Consider the following 14,766-nt stretch of genomic DNA (forward strand, 5'->3'; position numbering starts at 1 on the left):
CGAGGTTATCGCCAATTTATAGGTGATAACCATAATACATAGGCTCTTCCTTGCCCAAATACCAAACAGGCTGCTGCAAATTCAACCTGACAGTTCATCAGGCTGTAGAGCTTATAGTTCAGTCCCAATCAAATTTATAGAGCACATCAACATTTTGGTATAAACCACTGGTTACCTCTATATAGAGTTGCGACAACAACTGGTAACGAATGGCCACTTCGCTAAGTGACTCGAATACCCCAACGCTGTATTTAACTTGCAAGCTAGGCGCAACATAGCCTGAAATTTCTACCTTAGTGCTATCACCACTTCCTGACGAACTTAAGCTAACATCAGAAAGACCAAACGTTTCACCTACCTTTGACACAACCCCTTCACTTCTACTAACCCCTTGAGAAAGTAATAACTGGGCAAGCATAGCGTTGCTTGATGCTCCCTCTCCCTCTCCTAACGGCTGTCCATTGAGTAAGTATGCTAAGGTTTGCGCCTGATCCATTGCAGGCTCAGAGAACAGCTTTAGAGTGGGTTCTTTAACATTTCCCGTAAGCGTAATACCAGCTATAACACCATTTGCTGTATTAGCTGGGTTTCTGATTGCTTTAATATTCAAATAGGGATGTTCAATGGAGCCACTAAAGCCCACTTGGCCAGTTCTTATAATTAAATCTTGGCCAAATGCTAAATAAGTGCCATTTATTAAATTGAGCTCACCCGTTGCAATAATTGGAACACCTTGACTCATTTTAATCGCTAAATCACCAGCCACTTTAGACTCTAATCCGAACGACTCTACTTTAACGTCATTTTTAACGATCACATTTAAGTCTATGTCGTAGTCAAATGGTACCTTTTCGTTGGTTTCAGTTTTTTGATCAACAATAATTTCATCGTCACTAACCTGCACAGCGCCTTCTGGAAGCTCTTCAATCGTAATACGACCATAAGGTACAACTACTTCACCCGCTAATTTAAGTGCATTATTAGCTAACCCTATTTTTAAATCTGGCGATATTTTAAAAGTAACGCCTTGTTGTGCGCGTACAAAAAACTGCTCGCCTTGCACATTTACATTTACTTCAGGTTGTTCACCTTGCCAATCAACATCACCGTTTAGCTTTACATTGCCACCTTGATTGTCGTTTAAATTGCCCTCTATTGTGGCGGTCGTTTTATCAAATAATATGTTTATATTTGATTTTTGTAGCGCAATAGGAAGCTGTTCACCCTCAAGGTTTATATCGTTTACGTTAAGCTCACCATTTAATAGTGGATCTTTTAACGTACCCGCAAGTGCGACCTTACCGCTAATATCACCTTTTAATTGCTCAAGAGTTTCAAGAAATGGCTGTAAGTCTGAAAGTAATATTTTATCAATATTAATAGTGCCATTAAGCGCCTGCGTATTTTGTATGTCGTCAATATTAATGTATGTATCAATTTTACCTAGTACGCTTGACTCTAAATTAGCTTCGAGCTGCCCCTTTTGAGAGTCTGAAAAAGCACTAATACTGAGTGTTTCTATCGGTAATTTAAAGCGATCTTCTTCTGAGGTTAAAACAGTGGTCAAGTCACTTGCATTTAAACTTGCCCGTAATGTTTTAAGAGCGCCTGCATTCCAATTAAGCGCCACAGTACCTTTTACATCACCACGGGTGCGAATGTTATCGGGTAAAAAGTGTTTAAGCTCTTCAAGTGCTAAATTGTTTAACTTAGCATTTAACTGGCCTACCTCTTTAGATTGAGCTAGCGTGTCTATACAAAGCTCGCTTTGCTGAGAAGCCCAACAGTGCGCACTCAAATCAAAATTACCGTTTTGCGAGTTAAACATAACAGCAATATTTTTAGTGTTGCTAAAGCTTAACTTTTTGTCGCTTAGCGTTACATTACTAAACTCACCATTCCAGGTAGCGTTACTAATTTTGCCATTTACTTCAAGCTCTGCACTACCCTGCTCGGCATCTACAGATGCTGTAAGTTGGTGATCTGTTTTATCGCCGTTAATATCAACTTTTACACTATTAATTTGCTCATCAGCCACAAGCGCCGAGCCAACACTTAACGATACGTCAGTTTGCCAATCAGCGGCTGTATCTAACTGCCCTTTTACCGTCAGTTTATTTATATTGATTTCATTAAAAGTGAAGCTATCAAGTATTAACGCTAAATCGACAGAAGGTGTTAGCCTCTGCCCTCTTACTTTTAAATCGGCGTTGCCATCGGCAATAAATGGCATATTTGCCTCTTTATTACTTTTAAGTGTTATTTTACCGTCAACTTTCCATGTATCGTCAACTTGGCCGCTAAGTACTAATTTATTCGTGCCACTACTTAAATAAAGGCTGTCGATATTTGCCTCTAGTGTATTGTTTAGCTGAAAGTTTGACGCAAACTCAAGGGGTACCTCGTTTAATAATCCGCTTAGCTTAGTATCATCCATTTGTAGTTGCCACGAGCCTTCTTCCGCATTGAATGAACCTTTAAATTGCCCTGAAACATCGCTAGTTGCAGCATCCGTAAAATACTGCGATTTTAGGTTTGAAAGCGAGCCGTTAAAACTCGCTTTAATGCCCTGTTGCCAATCAATATTAGCTTTTATAATCGCACTACTTTCATTGGCTTTAATACTTAATGTTTTGAGCACGGCTTGAGTTAAACCACCAGTCAGCTGAGTATTAAGATTAACAGCCGGATAAGCACCTAATTGGCTGTTTGCCTGTAAGTTGAGTTGGTAGTCATCAGCATTACCAGTTGCTTTAAGGCTTACATTTTTAACTTTAAGCTCATTACTTTGCGCATCAATAAGCCATTGGTTAATTTTGCCGCTTAGCTCAAATGGGTAATTTTTTTGCTTTAAATTAGCATTCGCTGTTAACGTGAGCGGATATTGGCCACTCGTTTCTAAATGTATAGTTAAGTCAGCTAAATCACCGTTTAACTCTAAGTTTGCTTGGTGCTCGTCACTTTTTAAAGTCACTAAGCCTTTTACAGGCAAGTTACCTAAAAGCTCTGCATCTAATTGGGTATTAAGCTGCCACTGCTCATAGGTAGCTGAAAGCGACTGCAAATTAATCACGGCATCTTCTACACTTAATTGCAGCGAAATGTTTTCGATATTATGCTGCGCATCGCCCTGCTCAATTGTTACCTTTGCGATATCAAGGGCTTCAATGGCTAAATCAATGGGTGATGTAAATTTAATATCAGGAAGTGCTGGTAATTGCGTAAGTGCAGCTTTGTTGCTTTGAGCAGTTTGCGCCTTGGCAGGTTGTTCTTGCTCTTTTAAAGCAACAAGTATACTCGGGATATTTAAGCTTTTTACTGTGAGTTTTGAACCTTCAGCTTTAGCTGATAGTTTAAAGTTATTAACGCTCACATCTGCACTAGGGTGGTTTAATGTAAACTCATTAACCGCTATATTTTTTATTGAAACATTAAAAGGTAAAATAATTTTTTCAAGGGGCTCAGAGGGTGTTTCATCTTGCGCTTCAACTGTTTTTGGCAAGGTTAATTTAATAGATTTAGCGCTTAAATTATCAACACAGATACCATCACACTGCCACCAAAATAAATCGATTTTTAATTGCTGGGCATTAAAATCTAAACCATTATTTTTAAAACGAACATTAAACGCATCGTTATAAATAAAGCGACCATCTTTAATTTCTATGTGTAATCCATCAACAACTTTATTTGCCGTATAGGCAATAAATTGATTACCGGGTGCAGTAAATAATAAACAAAATACGCTAATAATTAGCGAAACTAAAATTGCACTTACTGTGGCTGTTATTTTTTTTAATATTGACATTAAATTTCTGGCCCTATGGTAATACTCAAACGGGTACTTTTGCTATCTTTAGTTAAGCCCCAAGCGTGATCTATTCGTACAGGGCCCACAGGCGTTAAATATCGAAAACCAAAACCAGCACCCACTTCAAATTCATCTGAAAAATCATTCGTAGCCGTACCACCATCAACAAATAATGCTGCACGCCAATTTTGAGCAAACTGGTAGTTGTACTCCATAGTGCCAGCAAGCAAATATTTACCCCCTATTAGTTCACCATCATCATTTTCTGGCGAAATTGACTGATAAGCAAAACCACGAACGCTTTGATCACCGCCGGCATAAAACCGCAGTGAATACGGTACATTATTTATGTCATCAACTAGCATTGCGCCAATGTTTGCCTTAAGAAAAACTAAATGCTTATTAAGGTATGTACGAAGCCATGCATGCTGTAATTGAACCCTCAATAAATTCGTGCTGGAAAGCGCATCATCTAGGCCAAACTCTGCTGATATAAGCCATTGCTCGCCCCAATAAGGAGTCGTTCCGCCTTTTAAACTTTTGCGAGCATAACTAATCCCGGGCATTAACATTTCGGTTGATTCTTCTGGATCATCGCCCAGACGATACGTCTCTTGATCTCTGCGTAAAAACGCTGTTCTTACCCATTTTTCTTCTGTAAGCCACTGCCGTTGTAATTGTGCGGTTAATATCTCGCTGTAGACATCATCTGCAAGTTCGTCTTCTAATTTATAACCTACAGAAAAACGCCATAAATCATCATTAGGGTCATCTACAGGAACGGTGTATGCCATAGAGAGATCTTGTTGCTTTTCAGCAATATTCATATTTGTATCAAGGTAATGGCCATCCTCTGTGATCCAAGGTTTACTCCACTTAAAACGAAACCTAGGCTCACTTTCAGACACACCGCCGCCAATTTCAAAGCTATTTGCAGGTTTAGGTACAACCTCAACTTTGATAGGAACTTGGGCGTTTTTGCGCGCTGTAATATCAGCATAAACACGCACACTAGCAAAATAAGGTGTGCTAGAAAGCTCAAGGTTATAATCGGCTATGTAAGTTGATTTATAAGGTTGTCCTTGAGTAAATGGTGACAAAGAACGAATATATTTTTCAGCTGGCGTATCACTGGTAATTTCAATACTGCCATATTGATAACGCACACCGGTATTAATCACAAACGTGACAACGGCACTATTTTTTTTAATTGAAACTTCTAATTTGCGGGCAGGCCATTTAGCATCAAAATAGCCAAGCTCCAAAAGCATGGATTCTATTTTTTTATACGCTGACTCATAGTTACCATGGTTTAGCACATCACCCTGTTTTAAATTGGTATTTTTAATAAGGGTTTGTAATTGTTTATCGTTCTTCCCTTCACCATTTAATGTAATATTAATGGCGTCTATCCGTGTTGCAGGACCACGCTCAATTTTGACAACGAGTTCACTATCGTCTTTATCAAATTCAACCTCAACTGTTGGGCTGTAGTAACCCAGTGCTTTTATGCTGTTTTGTACCTGGCTTTTAGCATAACGTTGAAGGGTTCTTGTTGGTTTTTCACCTTTAAGCTGCTTTAGGTATAGCGCTACGTTTTTTTCTAAATCACCATTTATGCCTTTAATTTTGTAGTCTTCGATGACTTTTTCTACCGCATAGGAATTTGCAGTCATAAAAACAATGGCAATGCACATGCAACGTAAAAACTTAATAAACAAGCAAATATCCTTACTCTTATATACTACTTAAAACGAGCTAATGTGGCGCATATTAACATAGCCATAATGACCAACACATTAACTTAATGACAAACTCAGTTTAAATATGAAATGTGAAGAAGATAAAATTAGTACGCGTTAAGACAATATTTTAGTTACAATAGTGCCAACGAACACAAAATTATTTTTAGATGAGTTTTTAATGCAATTTCCAGATGACGAAAACGGCCAGCTGTTAGCCGAAATAGCCGCTGCAGGCGTCGATTTAAGCAAAATGCAGCAAATCGACTTTTTCATTTTATTTGAGCAACAAGCCGATGCTGATAAGTTTGCTAAAGATATTGTTTCTGATGCATTAGTACAAACCGCTGACGTCGAAAAATGCAAAGACACTGGCGTTTGGGAAGTAATTACTCATGTACAAATGGTACCAGAGCACACATTACTGGGCCAAGCTGAACAGTACCTAGAAAGTATAGCGAATGGCTATAACGGTTACGGTGACGGCTGGGGATTAATGGACGAAGACGCCGCTTAATATATTAAAAATCAGTTAAGTTTAACGACTTAACTGATTTGCCTTTCTAAAACTCCCCTTATAATCAAATAGCTTATCTGCTACTTTCCAACCATATTTTTTACTTTTTCGCGCAATCACAAAGTCAGGGGGCACCAAGTCGAGCTGCGCTTTAATTACCTGTTCTGCTGCTTTAAAGTCTGTTGGTTTTTGTCCATGCGCAAGCCGTTTGCCAAATTGTTTATTAAAGATAAACTGACCGCCTTTACTGGCAAGGTTATAAACTTCACCACAACTAGTGCCGTCTTCGTCAAAATAAGTAACTTTGATTAGCTCGTCTTTAAGTTGAGTTACTGTTAGCCCACTACAACGAAGCACTAATGCATCTTTTAAGTTTAGCGCATTACGCAACTTGTCATCAGGATCAGCCATTATAGCGCCGCAGTCGTGGCATTTTCGAGCAGCAATATCGTTTTGCGCACCACATTCCTCACACTCTTTAAATCTAAAACGATAATCGCACTGCTCTTTGCTACCTTCAACGTCTTCTAATAACCCTTGGCAACGTCTACCAAAATGCTCAACAACTTTGCCAGCAGAGTCCGTTTTACCCCAAAATATATTAGCAAACCCACAACCTGGACAAAGTACTTGTACAGGTTCATTATCGCTGTCGCCTTTTTTATCCCCTACTTCAGGGTGAAATAAATTAAAACCATTTCCGGCATAATCAATCACTAAGCAATCGGTTTTAGATTCTGATAATCGTAAGCCCCGACCTACAATTTGTTGGTATAAGCTTACAGACTCTGTAGGACGCAAGATGGCAATAAAATCTACATGTGGCGCATCAAAGCCAGTTGTTAACACAGAAACATTAACCAAATACTTTAACGTTTTACTTTTAAACGCAGAAATGATTTTATCGCGTTCAATATTAGGCGTATCGCCTGTAATTAGCGCACTTTGGGCTGTTGGTAAGTAGCTTAATATTTCTTGGGCATGCATAACTGTTGCCGCAAAAACCATTACACCTTTGCGCTGCTCGCTATATGCAATCACTTGTTTAAGAATAGCCTGAGTTGCTCGCTCGTTACTTTTTAAAAGCGCGTTCATATCATCGGCAGTGTATTGGCCAAACGCATTCGTCTCTAGAGACGAAAAATCGTAGTGGTTAATGGCAGCATCAACTTCATTTGGTGGGGTTAAATAGTTATTTTTAATCATGTACCTAAGCGGCAATTCAAATATACAACGTTTAAATGGGCTTTCTGTCGTCCCTTTAACAAAACCATGATAATGGTGATGGTATATCCACCCCATGCCTAAACGATAAGGCGTAGCCGTTAAGCCCAATACTTTTAAATGCGGGTTGTACGCTTGTAATGCACTTATAACTTTGCCGTATTGGCTTTTTTTATCACCATTTACTCTGTGGCATTCATCAATAATAAGTAAAGAATAATGCTCATTGAGTTTATCCAAATTACGTGAAAGTGACTGCACACTAGCAAAAGTGACTTGATGGGTTAAAGATTTTTCTTTTAAACCTGCGGAAAATATACTCGCCTCTAAACCAAAACTTTTATATTTTTGTGAATTTTGCTCTACAAGTTCTTTAACATGAGCAAGGACCAATATTTTTTGTTTAGCTATACGGGCAAGCTCAGCGATGACTAAACTTTTACCTGCACCTGTTGGCAACACAATAACTGCGGGATCATTCGTTTTTCTAAAGTGAACAACGGTGCGTTCAACCGCCTCTTGCTGATAGGGTCTAAGTTTATAGCTCATGGGAAAATAATTGGGTTTGAATAAGAATACTTTATCTAATAACGGATGACGTTTTTTAGCTTTATTTAAATTATTGGCAAGAAATAAAAAGAGAAGCTGCGCCTCTCTTTTATATTGTTAAGCTAGGTGTTTTTGTAAATCAACATTTTCAAACGCTTTTGGGCGGCGGCCACGGCCAGTCCACTCAATGATTTCACCATCAACTTCAATGCGATATTTAGCTTTAACTTTAGTGCGCTTATCTGCGGATGTGTCTTGTAAATCTTCTAACGTAAGTCCTTTTTCTTTTAAAAGATCCAAAACTTCCTGTTTTGCTTTTTGCTGTTGGGTATATTTTGAAATTGCATCAGTAACTAATTGTTGTGCTTTTTCAAGTTCAGTTAAGGATGCAGTCTTTATAAAAGCTCGAACTTCTTTCATTTATATCTCTTTAAATTTATAAACATAACAAAATAAGTATAGATACTTTAATTTAAAATAACTATGACAAAGAATAAAGATTTAAAAAATAAGAAAATGCTATTACTAAAATTAAAACACAAAATAACTAAAAAACTCTCAACTTTTTTAAAAGCAAAATTGATATAAACTGTTAACTAAATTAAAGCTACATTTCCTTTGGAGAAATTTTTATTTGCCAACAAAACAGTTCATTATTTACATTGAATGTCGCTATAGACATTTTCATATTTTCAAGCTTTGCAGCTTCAAATTTTTCGTAAATTTCATCTTCACTAAATGCAACAGAAGTTTGATCTAATAACCTTTCAATTTGTTGTCTTAAAGCATTTTGTAAGCTATTTAATTTTGTTTTACTAGTTTGATCAATATTTAGCATTATCTTTGATACTTTAGACATTATATCTGCAAACCAGAGCTTTTCTTCATCATTGGATATATTTAAGCTCTGAATTTTTTGAATCACTTCTTTATTTCGTGTCTGAAATAACTCAATATGACCTTGAAGCTTCAAAGTTACTAAGCTTTCAAGTTCATTTAATATGTTGTTTTCCAACATCCAATTAAGTATTTTCAAACCGCTTTTACAGTCGTTGGTTATTACTGAGTCAGGGTGATGCATCATTAATATAATTTCACCATCTTTATTAAGCACTCTACGTGCCTCATTTAAAGAGTGTGACCAATTAGAATACTCAAAACCGAATTGGCTAACTAATATATCAAAGTACTCATTTGGATAAGGTAGGTTTTCTAATGAAGTATTAAACTGAAACTTAACTTTGTTAATAGCACTATTAATTTCGTCAACATCACTAGTAATTTTTAACTCATCAATGTTTGCTAAGTCGCAGCCATACACCGAGCCAGATAAGTTTTTTCTTTTTAAAAGGCATTGTAGCCAGATTGCTAAAGCTCCCTTACCGGTTGCTAAATCAAGATAAACAGCACCTTCTCCTTTTTCTAATACAACGCCATCCCAAAAGTTTAACACTTCTTCTGGGTAACCTAGGGCTGTATTTGCATCACCAAAACTAGATAAAGCTTTTGTAAGGTCCCAGTAATGATCCCAGTGCATTTTATTTTCTCCAAAAAAAAGAGTGACTCAAGAGTCACTCTTTATTATATCTAAACTAAAAACTTAGAAAGACTGTTTAAAGTTTAAGTACATTGTACGACCAAAACCTGAGTAAAGATCGAAGTTGTAGTCACGACCGCCAGAAGCGAAAAGTGGTGGCTGTTTACCGAATGCATTTTGTGCACCGAAGCTCACTTTACCGTTCCAAGGTGTGTTGTACGCAACTTGTAGATCATGAGTTACCCATGAAGGAATGTGACCTTCACACTCACCATCTGCAGTGATGTCTTCACACTGGCTATCAATCAGGTTTAGATTCCAAGTGAAATCAAAATCAGAGATAGAGTAAACGTTAGACAGGTTTAGACGCATTTGCGGTACACCTGGATCATCAACGAAGTTACGACCGCCATCTGTGCTGTAATCTACAATGTGAGATAGGTTGAAGTTAGTTCTTAAAGTACCAGCATCACCAAATTCAAACATTGAATTAGCTTTAAAGTCGATACCTGAAGTTTCTAAGCTACCATCGTTACCAAAACCACGTACTAGCTGAGTGATAGCACCATTTGGTGAACGAGATACAGTGAACGCATCTGGCACAGAGTCACCACGTAAACGTGCATCAATGATAGATTGAGCAGAGAACGCACGGATTCGGTTAGTGATTTCAATGTTGTAGTAATCAAGTTCTACAGAAATCGCATCTGTTACTTGGTAAACAACACCAAGTGAGTATTGGTCAGACTGCTCTGAACCTAAATCAGGGTTAGCAATAACTAATGCGTTAATTTGTGAAGAACAATTTGCAGCTTCACCAATTGCTAAACATGTAGCTTCATCAGAAACTGAATCCGCTGATTCAGAAGGCTGTTGAGTTAGGTCTGGTAATGAAGGAGCGCGGAAACCTTTACCCCATGATGCGCGAAGTACTAAGTCATCGATTGGGTTGTAACGTGCTGACACTTTAGGTGAGAAATCTGAACCATAGTCAGAGTAATCATCGTAACGACCAGCAAAGTTAAGCTCAAACTCTTCAGTTACTGGAACTAATGTTTCAAAGAATAAACCACGAACTGAACGTGCGCCACCTGCACTGCTACCTGAAGAACCACCTACTTGGCCTGCTGCAGAAAGTGAATCGTATACGTCAGCATAATCTTCTGAACGGTATTCAAAACCTACGAATGCTTGAATTGCACCAGCGTCAGTTTCCATAAGGTCAAACGCAGCATTTGCATAGAACTCTTCTTGGTTAAACTTACCAGTACGTGAAGTAGTTACCGTCATTGCGCCTCTAACTTCTTCAGATGCACCGAACGGGTCATTTAGCATGTAAGTACCGTCGTTGATGTATTGACGAGCAATACTACGAAGGATGTAACCTGTACCTACGTTGTGGCTTTCGTTAATTGTTTTGCGAACACCTGTTTCAACAGAAACGTCACCAATCATACCTTTAGCGCCAAAACCGATATCTTTAAGCTCTGTAGATAAGTTGTTGTCACGGTTACCTAACGCAGCAAAACGATGCCAGAAATCTAAACCTTGCTGTTCCATTTCTAGAGAAGCATCGTAGATTGGGCTGTTAGGGTTAGTTGGGTTGTTAGGGCTATCGGCACTAACAAATACTGTATCTGTTGATGCGTCAAACGCTGTTGTATCTAGACCTGGAGCGTAACGACCAAATGATTTAGTTTGTGCGATGTTGATGTCTGTGTAAATACTCCAGTCATCGTTCACATCGTATGTAGCTTTAACGAAAGCTGAGCGGTTTTTGATTGACGCTTCATCAGCAGATACTGCTGCGAAGTTAAAACCACAACGTGCGCCAATGCGGTAGAAGTTTTCATTACCTACGCCTTCACATGTAGCTTCTGGAGAGAAGAAATCAAAATTACTTGCTCTTTCACCATCTGTAGTTGTGAATGTTGTGAAGTTGTTTGAATAAACTGAACCACCTGGGCTGTACCATGGGAAGTCACGAGCGTAAACAATGTCACGACCACTCCAAGATGCACCAGCAAGTACACGAGAGTTGTCTGAAGAAGCACCGAAAAGTACAGAACCATTTTCACGGTCGCCGCCTTCATGCTCAATACGGCCAGAACCTAGAGTAACTTCTGCACCATTAAAGTCTTTACGTAAAATTACGTTAATTACACCACCGATAGCATCTGAACCGTAAAGTGCAGAAGCACCATCAGTAAGGATTTCAACACGCTCAACAGCTGCCATTGGGATTGAGTTTAAATCTTGGCTTGAACCAGTAAGAGTTGACTTAGGTAAACGACGGCCATCTACTAAAACTAGAGAACGGTCAGAACCTAAACCACGTAAGCTTACCGTAGTAGCGCCCTGAGCAGAACTACCAGACTGCGGACGGAACGAACCCAGACTGTTAAATGTAGTATTACGTAATAAATCAGCTACTGAAGTTTCACCACTAAGCTCGATTGCAGTACGGTCGATAACTGTTACTGGTAAATCACCAGCCATATCAACACGTTTGATACGTGAACCAGTTACTTCAATACGCTCAACTTTTTCTGCAGAATCTTCTTCTGCAGCAAAAGAACTTGCTGAAAATGCAGCTGTAGATGCTGCGCCAAAAGCGATCGCTAAGCGAACTGCTTTTGAAACTTTGTTATTTAACATTTGATTCTCCCAGGAATACATTTATTAATTATAATTTTTTCAGTCTAGCGGTACAAAACGTATTGAGTACCCCAATCACTGTGCCTTCAATGATAATACTAGTGAAAGAGCAAGGTCAACAAGGAATTAACGTTGCGTTAATAATTAATTACTAAAAAGAGCTAAACGTAAATTACATCAAAAAAAAATAAATCTTAAACTATTGTTAATTAACAAATAAATACACAATCTAAATTTAGTGCATTAACAGTTTGTTGCTTTTTTCACTTCAAATTAAAATATTTACTTTTGTAAGTTTTGTAGTTCAACGCAAATTTAATAAGCAAAGAGCTTAAAAATCAGGCAGAAAAAGCTGACCGAGGTTGTTTTTTTTATTATCTATCACTAAGGCATCAAATATTGCTGCAGATATCGGAACCAGCTGTCTCTGTTGATATAATGGGTAATTAAGTGCATTTTTTCCATTAAATATTTCTGCCCCTGACATCGCATAAACATACTCTATAATTTGCCCGCGCCTTACTTCAAAGTCAGGATGTTCTGCCTTGTGTTTTTTTACCGCTTGTACATGTGGTGGAGTATTTTTTTCGTAATCGTTTAGATTTCTACCAAGGCGTTTTTTGTAAACAAGCTTTTGATCAAACTCACCGGCAAAAAGTCGCTTAGTATAATCTTTTACTATTTCGTCAAGTTGGGCAATTTCAAACTGTGAATCAAACAAGGCCTCAAATAGCTCTTTTTGAAACTCCTGGGCAAATTCAGTCCAATCACTTCTCACGGTTTCCATACCTTTAAAGACGATTTTAGATTCATCACCTTTTACTACTTTACCAACGTAACGTTTTTTAGAGCCCGTTTTTTTATCGCGAATTGTAGGCATAAAAAAGGGACTGTAATGGGTTTCAAATTCAATTTCTAAATAGCTTTTTAAATTAAAATGCTTCGCTATATGCCGCTCCCACTGATGATTAATATGAGTCATCAATTCATTACCAATTTTATTGCAGCATTGGGCAGTTAAGCTCTCATCCACTTTTACAAAAATTGAGTCTGTATCACCATAAATAACACTGTACCCAAGCTCCTCCATCCATTTACGCGTCGTTTGCATAATTTCATGGCCGCGCAGTGTAATAGAACTTGATAAACGAGGATCATAAAATCGACATCCCTTGGAACCAAGTACACCATATAAGCTGTTCATAATAATTTTAATTGCTTGCGATAACATTGGTTGGTTGGTGTCTTTGGCGTTTTGGCGGGTTTTAGTTAGGTATTCAATTAACTTTGGTAAATGATGCTCACTACGAGAAAACACTGCATTATTAAAGCCTTGTATTGCATCATTAGGGGCATTTAACCCTTTTATTAATCCTAGAGGGTCAATACAAAAAGTGCGCATAATAGAGGGGTATAAACTTTTAAAATCTAAAACCAGAATATTTTTATAAAGCCCAGGCAATGAGTCCATCACGTAGCCACCAGGGCTGTCAAAAGACAAACCATGGTCCCCTAAATTAGGGGCTACATAACCACTGCGGTGCAGCAAGGGTAAATACAAATTAGTAAAAGCAGCCACAGAGCCGCCCATTCGTTCAAGCTCAAGGCCTGTTAGCTGTGTGCGAACAATAGCAAATTCATATAAGTTTAATTTAGTAAAAATACGATTAACTAAAATACAGTCTTGGCGGTTGTAAGCCGCTAACTTCAGTTTATCCTCATTAAATTGACGAATAATTTCGCCTAACCGGTTGTCTGATTGAATTAGTTTGGCTTCACCTAATACTTTTTCGGCAATGTTCCCTAAAGAGTAATTATCAAAGTGGTAAGTCGCATTTTTTAAAGTGTCAATTCCATCAACAACACATCTCCCTGGCAACGTAAGGCGTGTATAGTGCCCCGTATTGATATTAATTGGTTGGTTATCTCTGCCCAATTTAAGGGAAATTCCAAGCGCTTCAGCACGGGCATTAAGTACTGTAAAATCAAACTCTATTACATTCCACCCAATAATAATATCGGGATCATTACTACTTAAATAAGTATGTAATTTTGTAAGTAACTCAAGCTCATCTAAACACCAGTCAATGTTGATTTGTTCACTATGATTGTGTGGTTCACCAATCATTAAAACGCAGTCAAGTCCATTACCAACAAGACCAATTGAAAACAGAACTCCTTCCCCATCACATTCAATATCTAATGACAGCGACTTAAGCTTGGGCGTGTAATCTGTATTTGCTTTCAACTTTGCGTTTTGTATAAGTAAAAAGCCATTTTTTTGACTAACATCTCCAGTAACCCAAACACCACCTCTAATAAAGCGCTCCATTAAAAAGCGATCGCTGTGGCGAATATCACCCTCGTAAACAGTTATGGTGTTTTCAAATAATGTTCGTGCCTTATAAATACTGCTGGTATTATTAAAATAGCAGGCAACACAGGCTTTGCCGCTAAAGTGACTCATTTCAATTGTTTTAAAATTAACACTTATACGTGCTTTATCTAATAACTGCTGGGCATGTTGCTGTTGATCTTGTGAGATAAAAAACACAGCTTGCTGATTTTCAATAACAACTTTAATTGGGCCGTGATCGGATGCAAGCCAATAGCATAGTGTGATCCCCTCACTATGTTTAGACGAATATTGTTGCCTTGATAAAATAAAGCCCTGATAGATTGCTTGTGTCAATGCACGATCCCACTTAATATACACACTGTAATTATA

At 38.0% G+C, this 14,766-nt stretch carries 8 protein-coding genes; 1 reads left to right on the forward strand and 7 read right to left on the reverse strand.

What is annotated here, in order from left to right; translation table 11 throughout:
* Nucleotides 1–118: 118 nt before the first annotated feature.
* Both tamB and RF53_RS14435 read right to left on the reverse strand, forming a co-directional pair.
* A complete protein-coding gene (tamB, locus tag RF53_RS14430) occupies nucleotides 119–3,808 on the reverse strand; it encodes an autotransporter assembly complex protein TamB (protein ID WP_039038080.1) in 3,690 nt (1,229 codons plus the stop codon).
* A complete protein-coding gene (locus tag RF53_RS14435) occupies nucleotides 3,808–5,532 on the reverse strand; it encodes an autotransporter assembly complex protein TamA (RefSeq protein WP_039038081.1) in 1,725 nt (574 codons plus the stop codon). Before RF53_RS14435 ends, tamB begins: the two co-directional genes overlap by 1 nt.
* A 202-nt stretch (nucleotides 5,533–5,734) precedes the next feature.
* On the opposite strand from RF53_RS14435, the gene RF53_RS14440 reads away from it, so the two are divergent.
* A complete protein-coding gene (locus tag RF53_RS14440; RefSeq protein ID WP_008129315.1) occupies nucleotides 5,735–6,070 on the forward strand; it encodes a ribonuclease E inhibitor RraB in 336 nt (111 codons plus the stop codon).
* Nucleotides 6,071–6,091: 21 nt separating this feature from the next.
* Here the strand turns inward: RF53_RS14440 and RF53_RS14445 are convergent, their stop codons facing one another.
* The 5 genes from RF53_RS14445 to RF53_RS14465 all read right to left on the reverse strand — a co-directional run bounded on the left by RF53_RS14445 (nucleotide 6,092) and on the right by RF53_RS14465 (nucleotide 14,730).
* Nucleotides 6,092–7,843 (reverse strand): DEAD/DEAH box helicase, encoded by a 1,752-nt coding sequence (locus RF53_RS14445; protein ID WP_039038082.1) that lies wholly within the window; start codon nucleotides 7,841–7,843, stop codon nucleotides 6,092–6,094.
* A 117-nt stretch (nucleotides 7,844–7,960) separates the two neighbouring features.
* Nucleotides 7,961–8,263 carry an H-NS family nucleoid-associated regulatory protein gene (locus RF53_RS14450; RefSeq protein WP_006794071.1) on the reverse strand — a complete coding sequence of 101 codons (303 nt, stop codon included), beginning with the start codon at nucleotides 8,261–8,263 and terminating at the stop codon, nucleotides 7,961–7,963.
* A gap of 187 nt (nucleotides 8,264–8,450) precedes the next feature.
* On the reverse strand, nucleotides 8,451–9,380 hold the full coding sequence (locus tag RF53_RS19150) for a class I SAM-dependent methyltransferase (RefSeq protein WP_052242904.1): 930 nt from the start codon (nucleotides 9,378–9,380) through the stop codon (nucleotides 8,451–8,453).
* A 63-nt stretch (nucleotides 9,381–9,443) separates the two neighbouring features.
* Complete coding sequence (locus RF53_RS14460; protein WP_052242905.1) at nucleotides 9,444–12,038, reverse strand: TonB-dependent receptor; 2,595 nt, start codon at nucleotides 12,036–12,038, stop codon at nucleotides 9,444–9,446.
* Nucleotides 12,039–12,369: 331 nt separating this feature from the next.
* Nucleotides 12,370–14,730, reverse strand: coding sequence for a DNA polymerase II (locus RF53_RS14465; protein WP_039038143.1), 2,361 nt, complete (start codon nucleotides 14,728–14,730; stop codon nucleotides 12,370–12,372).
* Nucleotides 14,731–14,766 lie beyond the last annotated feature (36 nt).

This window comes from Pseudoalteromonas sp. ECSMB14103, assembly GCF_000813065.1.
GTDB classification, from domain to species: Bacteria; Pseudomonadota; Gammaproteobacteria; order Enterobacterales; family Alteromonadaceae; genus Pseudoalteromonas; species Pseudoalteromonas marina.